This window comes from Acidimicrobiia bacterium (genome assembly GCA_035651955.1).
Taxonomy (GTDB): Bacteria; Actinomycetota; Acidimicrobiia; order IMCC26256; family JAMXLJ01; genus JAMXLJ01.
The window spans coordinates 18,686-27,943 of sequence record DASRES010000018.1 but is presented as its reverse complement, the minus strand read 5'-3'; the positions used below and the strand labels follow the sequence as shown (position 1 = coordinate 27,943).

8 protein-coding genes are annotated in these 9,258 nt (G+C 71.7%); 5 read left to right on the top strand and 3 right to left on the bottom strand.

Annotation, left to right across the window (positions count from 1 at the left end; all coding sequences use genetic code 11):
• On the top strand, positions 1 to 346 hold a 346-nt coding region (locus VFC33_05535; GenBank protein ID HZR12696.1), incomplete at its 5' end, for a helix-turn-helix transcriptional regulator.
• Between the two features lie 16 nt (positions 347 to 362).
• Here VFC33_05535 and VFC33_05530 read toward each other — a convergent pair.
• Positions 363 to 2,723, bottom strand: coding sequence for a protein kinase (locus VFC33_05530; protein HZR12695.1), 2,361 nt, complete (start codon positions 2,721 to 2,723; stop codon positions 363 to 365).
• Positions 2,724 to 2,985: 262 nt separating this feature from the next.
• On the opposite strand from VFC33_05530, the gene VFC33_05525 reads away from it, so the two are divergent.
• A complete protein-coding gene (locus tag VFC33_05525) occupies positions 2,986 to 3,651 on the top strand; it encodes a pentapeptide repeat-containing protein (protein HZR12694.1) in 666 nt (221 codons plus the stop codon).
• Positions 3,652 to 3,703: 52 nt separating this feature from the next.
• On the opposite strand, the gene VFC33_05520 is transcribed toward VFC33_05525, so the two are convergent.
• Complete coding sequence (locus VFC33_05520) at positions 3,704 to 4,723, bottom strand: DUF4236 domain-containing protein (protein HZR12693.1); 1,020 nt, start codon at positions 4,721 to 4,723, stop codon at positions 3,704 to 3,706.
• Positions 4,724 to 4,894: 171 nt separating this feature from the next.
• On the opposite strand from VFC33_05520, the gene VFC33_05515 reads away from it, so the two are divergent.
• Both VFC33_05515 and VFC33_05510 read left to right on the top strand, forming a co-directional pair.
• The gene (locus VFC33_05515; protein HZR12692.1) at positions 4,895 to 5,308 is read left to right on the top strand and encodes a hypothetical protein; all 414 of its coding nucleotides are present in this window, start codon (positions 4,895 to 4,897) and stop codon (positions 5,306 to 5,308) included.
• Between the two features lie 24 nt (positions 5,309 to 5,332).
• A complete protein-coding gene (locus tag VFC33_05510) occupies positions 5,333 to 5,980 on the top strand; it encodes an ATP-binding protein (GenBank protein ID HZR12691.1) in 648 nt (215 codons plus the stop codon).
• Positions 5,981 to 6,036: 56 nt separating this feature from the next.
• Here the strand turns inward: VFC33_05510 and VFC33_05505 are convergent, their stop codons facing one another.
• Positions 6,037 to 6,828, bottom strand: coding sequence for a phytanoyl-CoA dioxygenase family protein (locus VFC33_05505; GenBank protein HZR12690.1), 792 nt, complete (start codon positions 6,826 to 6,828; stop codon positions 6,037 to 6,039).
• 358 nt (positions 6,829 to 7,186) lie between these two features.
• Here VFC33_05505 and VFC33_05500 point away from each other — a divergent pair, with 358 nt between their 5' ends.
• Complete coding sequence (locus tag VFC33_05500; GenBank protein ID HZR12689.1) at positions 7,187 to 9,253, top strand: diguanylate cyclase; 2,067 nt, start codon at positions 7,187 to 7,189, stop codon at positions 9,251 to 9,253.
• Positions 9,254 to 9,258 lie beyond the last annotated feature (5 nt).

Below are 9,258 nucleotides of genomic sequence, written 5' to 3'. Positions count from 1 at the left end.
CGAGCTCGGCGAGCACGTGCTGCGCATCGCTCCCGACGGCGAGCGCGTCGATGTACGGATCGTCGCGCGCGGCCGGACGATGCGGCTCCCGGTCGCGGGCGCTCCGTCGAGGGAGACCACCGCCGAAGGGCGTCACGGGCTCGTCACGCCGCGCGAGCGACAGTTGCTGGCGCTCGTCGCCGGCGGCGCGACGGACCAGCAGATCGCGGACGACCTCTATATCAGCATCAGCACGGTCCGTTCCCACCTGGATCGCATCCACGAGAAGACCGGCCTGCGCCGCCGCCCCGACCTCACGCGGCTCGCGCTCGACCTCGGGATCGCGCCCCGCCGCCCCGGCGAGTAGCGGTCCCGCGGGACCGCTACGTCGACGGCGTCGTGCCCGGATCGACCGACGCTTGCGTCGTCTGCGTCTGCAGGGACGGCGGGACCGGGATGGTCACGGGCGTCGAGGCCGACCCGTAGTTCGACGTGTCGAACGCGCTGATCTGCAGCTGATGGGGGAGCGTGGTCGGATCGACATGCCCGCTGACGGGCCCGATGACGTTTCCGCTCGCATCCATCGTCAGCACGATCGACGTCTGGTCGGCGGTGACGTTGCCCGCGAGCCCGGGCATCGTGAGGTGGTAGCCGGCGATCGGGAACGAACCCGGGACGGACGCGGTGAAGGAGATCGTCAGCGTGCACGGTCCCGTGCACGTCGGGTCCCAGGCGGCGGTCGGGTTGGTGGGTGGCTGCGGCGGCACGTCGTCGACCTTCACCGCGACCGAGACGACGCCGGTGCCGTTCGCGAAGGACATCGTCGTGGCGCCGGGGAGGAGAGCGTGGATCGCGTACGTGACGCTCGTCGGCCCGTTCGCCGCGGGTGGACCGACCGAGGCGATCGACGGATCGTGCACGGTCACGACGCTCTGCGCGAGCAGGGCGCTCGGTGCCGCGGCTCGGTCGTTTGTCTGACCAATCAGCGTGATCGTCGCGGACGCCTGCGCGTTCGTCTCGATATTCGGCTGATCGACCGACAGGCTCACGACGGTGATCGGCTGCGGGAGCGTTCCCGGACCGGTCGCGCCGCTAGGGCCGCTCGGGCCGCTCGGGGCTGGGCCGTCGGGCCCGGGACCCACGACGATGATCATGGGACGAGACGAGTCCTTCGTGGTGGGCGCGCGCCCGGTGAACGCGGCCACCGCCGCCGCGTGTTGCTCGGCGACCGGCGCGTCTGGTGTCGACGACGTCGTCTTCGGCACCTCGCGCGGCCCCTTGTAGCTCGTCGCCTCGTGCGTGAACGCCTTGCGCGCGGCGAGCAGGTCCCTGTTCCACCGGTCGAGCCGTGACGCGTGCCGGCCCTTCGGCGCGACGTGCACCGTGTACGACACGACCCGCGCCGAGTCGAGCGGGAGCGCGCCGAGCGGCACGGCGAGCACGGGGTCGCCCTGTACGACGGACGCGCCGTCGATCCGGACGTCGGCCGCGTGCTTGGCCAGCGACTTGGGTACGACGAGCGTGTACACGGCGTCGCGTCCGAGCGGGTGGTCGATCGGCATCACCTTCTCGGTCGCCGAGAAGACGTCACCATGCTTGCCGGTGAGCTGCCAGTCGCGGGTGACCGCGTATCCCGTCTCCTTGTACGTGTCGATCCAGGCGCGCTCTCCGGTGTCATGCGTACCGCCGGGGAGGACCGCGAACAGCGCGACCACCATCGCGACGACGGCGAACGTCGCGGTCGAGAGCATGAGTCGCGGGTGCTGCCAGTGGACGACCCGCGCGGCTGCGCGCTCCGGGCTCGGGTACAGGGTGTGTTCGGCGCGCGGATCCGTGAGCGCGCGCATCCCCTCGAGCCTGGGCGCGACCGCGGCGAGGTCGTGCATCGCGGACGCAGCAGTCGTGTAGCGCGCGGACGGGTTCTTCGCGAGGAGCTTCGAGAGGATCTTCCACAGCCGCGGGTCGATGCCGTCGGGCTTGGGGACAGGCTGCTCCACATGTGCTCGGAGCATCGCGACGGGGTGATCGGCCGAGAACGGAACGCGTCCCGTGAGGAGCTCGTACAGCACGATCCCGACTGCATACAGGTCGGCCGCCGCGCTCGGATCGGCGCCTGTTCCGAGCTCCGGCGCCATGTAGCGCGGCGTTCCGATGACGCCGGTCAGACGAGTGAGAGTCGCGCCCTCGAGGAGCCGCGAGACACCGAAGTCGGAGAGCTTGGCGACGGGCGACCCGTCCGCGTCCACGTCGACGAGCACGTTCTCGGGCTTCACGTCGCGGTGTACGACGCCCGCGGCGTGTACCGCGTCGAGCGCGTCGAGGACCTGGCCCGTCAGCGCGACCGCGGTTGCCGGAGCGAGGACGCCGCCGTTGTCGCGGAGGAACGTGCGCAGGTCGGCACGCGGGAGGTATTCCATGACGATCGCCAGCGTGTTGCCCTCGACGACGAGATCGCGAACGGTCACGACATGCGGCGACTTCACCGAGCGAACGACGTTGCGTTCACGCACGAACCGCGCGACGACGTCGGGATCGTCGACGCAGTCGGGCCGGAGCACCTTCACGGCAACGGGTTCGCCGTCGGTGTCGTGGGCGAGCCACACCTCACCGGTCGCGCCCCGTCCGACGACGCGTTCCAGCGTGTAGCGCGAACCGAGCTGCCCCACTGCCTTCGCAGCCCACGTCTCGACCATCGTCGAGCCCCCTCCACCCGTGACGATCGTGTCCGCCTGCCCCGACGGCACGCCGGGCACCGGCCTTCGGGGGGTTCGGTGCCGGTGCCCGGCGTGGTCCGTCGCCCTGCCCTGAGACGCGTCAGCGGCCGCCGACGTTCCGTCTCCGGCGAGCTCCGTCGATCGCCGGTCGTGGGGAGGGCGGACGTTGTTGCTGCGACGAGCATCCCGAATCGGACCGGGCCGGCCCAGAGGCATCCATCACCCTGCTGTTGCCCCTCTTGCGACGGGGTAACGAGCTGCGGCCGTCACCCACCGCTACGGTCGTCCGCCGATGGCAGGACGACGGCCGCGCGATGGGTGGCTGCGCGACGAGCGGATCGCGACGCTCGACGTCGCCGACGGCTCGGACGTCGCCGACGACGCGGAGCTCGACGCCGTAGTTCTGCACGACGTCGACCTGCGCGACGTCGGCGCCTCGGACGTCGCCCTGCGCGACTGCGCGCTCGAGCGTGTCGACGTGTGCGGGGCCCGTCTCGTCCGCCTGACCACCGACTCCGTCCGTCTCGACGACTGCGACCTCGCCAACGGGTCATGGCCCGGTGCATCGCTCCAGTGGACCGAGATCCGTGGCGCGCGCGGAACGGGGCTCGAGCTGGCCGAGGCGTCGCTGCGCCACGTCGTGTTCCGCAACTGCCGGCTCGACCTCGCGTCGCTCCGGTTCGCGAACGGCGAAGACGTCCGGTTCGAGGACTGCACGCTGAGCGACGCCGACCTGACCGGGGCGGTGCTCCGCGACGCGGCGTTCGTCCGGTGCGACCTCCGGCGCGCCGACCTCACGTCCGCCGATCTCGACGGTGCCGATCTCACGACGTCGACGCTCGACGAGCTGCGCGGTGTCGGCGGCCTGCGTGGCGCGCGCGTGCGGCCCGAGCAGCTCGTAGCGCTCGCACCGCTCCTCGCCGCGCACGTCGGCATCGTCGTCGAGCCCGGCGACTGACCGACGCGCGCGGTCGCGCTCCTGCTGCCGGTCGCGCGCGCTCCCGCTGGGCTCAGCCGAGCTTCGCCAGCTCCTCCGCGAGCCCGTCGTAGTCGGCGTCCTCGGCGAGGATGTGCTCGAGGTCGCGCTTCGCCATCGCCCGCTTGCCGTCCGCCTCGTAGGCGCGCGCCCGCTCGAGCCACGCGCGATGACGGATCACCGGAGCGCGCCGCTTCGACTTCAGCGCCTCGCGGAACGCGTCGCATGCGGCGTCGAGGTGTCCCTGCTCGCGGAGCGCGATCCCGCGGAACACGCACAGCAGCGCGGTCGCGTCGTCCTGGTTCGCGATGCCGTCGGTCAGCGAGACGACCTCGTCGTACCGGCCTGCCACTGTGTAGAGCTCCGCGAGCGACAGGGCCGTGTAGGTGGTCGGCTCCAGCTGCTCGACGACGTCGATCGCGCGGGCGACGTCACCGGTCGCCTGCTCGAGCTCGGCGAGCGCGAGCCCGATCGTGTCGCGAGCGAGTGGCAGCGACGCCGTCACGCCCGTCGCGACGTGCAGCTGGAGCTCGAACGAGACGTACTTGCGCAGGAACGCGTCGGCGGCAGGATCGCGTCCCGTGGCGAACACCCACTCGAGCACCGTCTTCGCGCGTGTGTTGTCACCCGCGCTCAGCTCGAGCGCCCCGGCGAGCGTCTCGGCCGCGAGCGCCACGTCCGGGTGCTCCTGCGCGACGCGCTCCATCGCCGCGGCATCGCGTGTCTCGAGCGCGTGGTACAGCTCCTTCTCACCCTTCGGTGCGAGGAGCGCGGGCTTCACCGGCCGCGGGACGGGCGGCGCCGGTGGCGGTGAACGGCGCACCGGCGCTGCGTGCGACGCGGCCGCCTGCGACGCGTGCCGGCCCCCGCCGCCGCTCGTCGTGACATACGAGAGTCCGGTGCCGGGGATCGAGGCCGTCCGTTGGATCCGTCCGTCGGCTCGGTGTGTCACCCGGTAGCCCTTCACGCCGAACGAATAGCCGATCCCGGACTTCGAGAACGTCATGCGCACACCGGGCGCGAGCCGGATGGACTTCCGAATCCGGAACCCCATGCGCGCGTCCTCCTCCTGCGTGTCTCGTGCGGCGATACAACTGTCGCGCGCGGCCGTTCAGGACGATGTCGACCGGTTCACGCGTCGCTCATTGTGACTGAATCGGCATGGTCTGCTGCCGTGCATAGTATGCAGACGACCCCCGCTCTATGTGCGACGGAGAGGATCACCATGGCCCCGCGCAAGCAAGCGACGATGACGGATGCGCACAAGCGTGCGTTGGCCGCCGGCCGAGAGCAGAGCCGGATCGTGCGCGAGTACCTGGAGGTGCTCGAGGAGGTGAAGCCGCGGCGCGGGCGGCGACGGACGCCCGAATCGATCCGCAAACGGCTCGACGTCATCGAGCAGCAGCTCGCCGACGCGCCGGTCATCCAACGTCTCCAATTGCTCCAAGAACGGCGTGACCTCGAGGCCGAGCTCGAGGAGTTCGAGGAGCCGATCGACGTCGCCGCGTACGAGAAGGACTTCACGCGCGTCGCGAAGGCGTATTCGAACGCGAAGGGCATCTCGTACTCGACGTGGCGCGAGATGGGCGTGCCGGCGGACGTCCTGCGAAAGGCGGGCATCGAGCGGCGCATGTCCTGACGCGACGGCACCGTGCGCGCGTGGATGTCATGGAGCAGCGGCAAGGACAGCGCGATGGCGCTGCACGAGGCGCGCGCCGCGAACGTCGACGTCGTCGGCTTGATGACGACCGTCAACGCGGCGGCCGACCGCGTCGCGATGCATGCCGTCCGGCGCGAGCTGCTCGAGGCGCAGGCCCGGGCCGTCGGCCTGCCGTTGCATGCGGTCGACATCCCGTCGCCGTGTCCTAACGACGTCTACGAAGCCGCGATGGCCGGCGCGATCGCGCGCGCCCGCTCCGAAGGTGTCGACACGATCGTCTTCGGCGACCTCTTCCTCGCCGACATCCGCGCCTACCGGGAGCAGATGCTCGCCGACACCGGGATCGCGCCGGTGTTCCCGTTGTGGCAACGGCCGACGCGCACGCTCGCGTCCGACATGCTCGATGCCGGCATCCGTGCGATCGTCACCTGCGTGGATCCCCGCCAGGCCCCGGCGGAGCTCGCCGGCCGCGAGTTCGACGCCGAGCTGCTCGCGTCGTTGCCGCCCGGCGTCGACCCGTGCGGCGAGAACGGCGAGTTCCACACGTTCGTGTTCGACGGGCCGGGTTTCGACGCGCCGATCCCGGTCGAGACCGGTGAGATCGTCGAACGTGACGGCTTCGTCTTCGCCGACGTGGTGACGAAGTCGTGAAGATGCGGCACTGACCAACGCTTTCCGGTCGTCAGTGCCGCATGGTTCGTCGTCCGTCAGTCGTCGAGCACGCGGCGCGGGTGGACGCCGTCGACGTAGCCGACGAACGGCGGGTACACGCTGTAGCCGAGCAGCTCCTGCAATCGCGCGGGCAACGTGCGGACGGTCTCACGCGGGACTGCGAGCAGCTGCGTCTCCTGCGGTCGCAACCACGCGGCCGCGTACTCCATCGCGACGCCGAGACGCGATCCGCCGGAGACGTTGGCGCCCCCGCCGTGCCAGAGCGACCCGACGTAGAGCATCGCCGAGCCGGCCGGCATCGTCGCGGGGATGGTCGACGTCTCGCCGTCCACCTGGCGGAGCGCGTCGCGATGGCTGCGCGGGACGACGCGTGTCGCGCCGTTCTCCTCGGTGAAGTCGTCGAACGTCCACATCACGTTCATGACGAGCTCGGGATGCGGATGCGCGACCGGGTAGATCGCCTCGTCACGATGCAGGACCTGCGCGACCTCTCCGGGGTCGATGAGGATCCCGGTCGGCCCGCTGAGCAGGCACGGCCCGAGGATCCGCTCGACGGCGGCGAGCACGAGCGGGTGCAGGGCGAGGTCGTCGAGCACGCGCGTCTTCGCGAACAGCGCGTAGAGCCGGCGAGTGTGGAACCCCTCGAAGAAGTTGCGCCCGACCGGGACGGCCTCCAACAGGCGAACGAGCTCCTCGCGGATCGCGGCGGTCGTCGATGGGTCGAGCAGGCGCTCGACGATCACGTACCCCTCGGCGTCGAGTGCGGCGACGACCTCGTCGACGGACGACCCGGCGGCCAGGCGGGGAGGGCCGGAGACGGTCTCCACTCGACCCACGGTACGCCCCACGGCCCCTCGACACCGCCGCTCTTGGCGCTTTCGGCGCCGGGCCGCCGGGCCACGCTTCCGCTCGTCTTCGACTCGCTCGCTCGACACCGCCGCTCTTGGCGCTTTCGGCGCCGGGCCGCTGGGCCACGCTTCCGCTCGTCTTCGACTCGCTCGCTCGATTTCGCCGCTCCTGGCGCTTTCGGCGCCGGGCCGCTGGGCCACGCTTCCGCTCGTCTTCGACTCGCTCGCTCGATTTCGCCGCTCTTGGCGCCTTTCGGCGCCGGGCCGCTGGGCCACGCTTCCGCTCGTCTTCGACTCGCTCGCTCAAGCGCCGAGGTCGCGGGCCGATCAGGACCCCATGACCCGTCCGCCGCACGGCGGCGTCGACCACGACGGGCGCCACGTCTCGGGCGCCACCATCCACGCGCTCCTCCTGACGTTGCGCGGCCGCGGCGGTGACGAGGCCGTCCGGCGTGCGCTCGAGCTGGCGGGACGCGATCCCGGCGACGCGGCGCGTCTCGCCGACCCCTCGGCCTGGATCTCGTACTGGGAGGCCCAGGCGCTGCTCGAGGCCGGCGCGCGCGTCCTCGGCGGCTCCGACGTCCTGCGGACGGCGGGGAGGTACTACGCCCGTGAGGAGGACACGTCCGGCGTCAGCGCGCTCATGCGTGCGCTCGGCTCGCCGACCGAGGTCTTCCGGATCGTCTCGGCGGCCGCGCCCCGATACTGCACGGTCGTGGACATGGACGTCGTCGATCTCGGCGGCCGTCACGCCGTGGTCGAGGCCCGCAACCTCGACGAGTTCCCGCGCTACCGGGAGCTGTGCGACCTGATGGCCGGCATCCTGTCGATCGGCCCGATGCTCTTCGGCTTCGACGTCGCGGACGTCGTCGAGCGCGAGTGCCAGGTGCGCGGCGACGCACGCTGCCTCTACCACGTCCACTGGGGAATCGCCGACGAGATCGACGATCCTGCACGCCGCGTGCGATACCTCGAGGACGAGCTCGCTGCGCTGACGCGCCAGTTCGAGTCCTTGCGTTCGACGGTCGGCGACCTCGTCTCGGGCGACGATCTCGACGTCGTCCTCGCGCGTGTGGTCGAGCACGTGCGCGACGCCGTGACCGCGCCCGGGTACCTGCTCGCGGTCCGCCCACGCGATGACGCACCGGTCCGCGCGTACGCCGACGGCATCGACGAGCGTGACGTCCAGGATCTTGCGCATCGACTCCTCGCCGGTGACCTCGATCACGCCAGCGCCGTCACGGTCGGCATCGCGTCGAGCCGGCACGCGTACGGCCGGCTCGCGGCGCTGTACACGCGCGGGGTGGAGGCGATTCCCGAGGAGCGCGAGATCCTCGCGTCGTACGCCCGTCTCGCGGCGAGCGCGCTCGACTCCGCCACCGCGCTCGACGACGCCCGCCGGGAGGCGCGTACGGCCGAGGTGATGCTCGGGCTCGCGGAATCGCTCGCGGCCGTGACGACGAGCGCGGAGATGGCGCAACGCCTCGCCGACGCGGTTCCCCACGTCGTCGACTGCGAGTGCGCCGCGGTGCTCCTGTGGGACGGACGCGCGCAGGTCATGCGGGTCGCGGGCCTCCACGGGATGGAGGGATACGAGGAGCTCCTGCGCGGCATCGAGATCGGTCGCCGCGACACCCCGCTCATCGCGCGGATGCTGCAGCACCCGGAGCCGCTGCTCCTCGCTCGGGGCACCGGCGACCGCTACGTCACCGCGATGTTCGACGCCGTCGGCGTGACCGCGGGCTGGTTCGTCCCCGTGCTCCACGGTGAGGAGATCTACGGCACCGTCGCCGCGGGGACGAAGGGGCCGAGCGAGCACCTGGCGGCCGACCGTCACCTCGTGGCGCGGCTGCGCGGGCTCGCCGGGCAGGCGGCGACCGCGCTGCACAACGCGCGGCTCGTCGACCAGATCCGCCACCAGGCCCTCCACGACGCGCTCACCGGCGTCGCGAACACGAGGCTGCTCGCGGACGAGGCCGAGCAGGCGATCGCGACGGCACGCGCCGATGACCGGCAGGTGTCCCTCCTCTTCATCGACCTCGACGGGTTCAAGGCCGTGAACGACGACCTCGGGCACGCCGCCGGCGACGCGCTGTTGCAGGCCGTCGCGCGCCGGCTCCGGCGTTGCGTACGTGGGACCGACACCGTGGCCCGACTCGGCGGCGACGAGTTCATCGTCCTGTTGCACGACGCCGACCGCGACCGCGCCGAGGGCGCGGTCGCACGGGTCCGCCGCTCGCTGCACCAGCCGTTCCGCCTCGCGTACGGCACGGTCACGGTGCGCGCCAGCGTCGGGTGCGCGACGTTCCCGGGCGACGGGTCGACGTACGAGGCGCTGCGTCACGCCGCCGACGCGTCGATGTATGCCGTGAAGCTCGCGCAGCGCGTGAGACGCGCCGCGTGAGACCG

Excerpts from the sequence above, each read along its gene's own strand:
- VFC33_05520 (HZR12693.1), bottom strand. The coding sequence starts at position 4,723 with ATGGGGTTCCGGATTCGGAAGTCCATCCGGCTCGCGCCCGGTGTGCGC.
- VFC33_05510 (HZR12691.1), top strand. The coding sequence starts at position 5,333 with ATGTCATGGAGCAGCGGCAAGGACAGCGCGATGGCGCTGCACGAGGCG.
- VFC33_05515 (HZR12692.1), top strand. The coding sequence starts at position 4,895 with ATGGCCCCGCGCAAGCAAGCGACGATGACGGATGCGCACAAGCGTGCG.
- VFC33_05525 (HZR12694.1), top strand. The coding sequence starts at position 2,986 with ATGGCAGGACGACGGCCGCGCGATGGGTGGCTGCGCGACGAGCGGATC.
- VFC33_05500 (HZR12689.1), top strand. The coding sequence starts at position 7,187 with ATGACCCGTCCGCCGCACGGCGGCGTCGACCACGACGGGCGCCACGTC.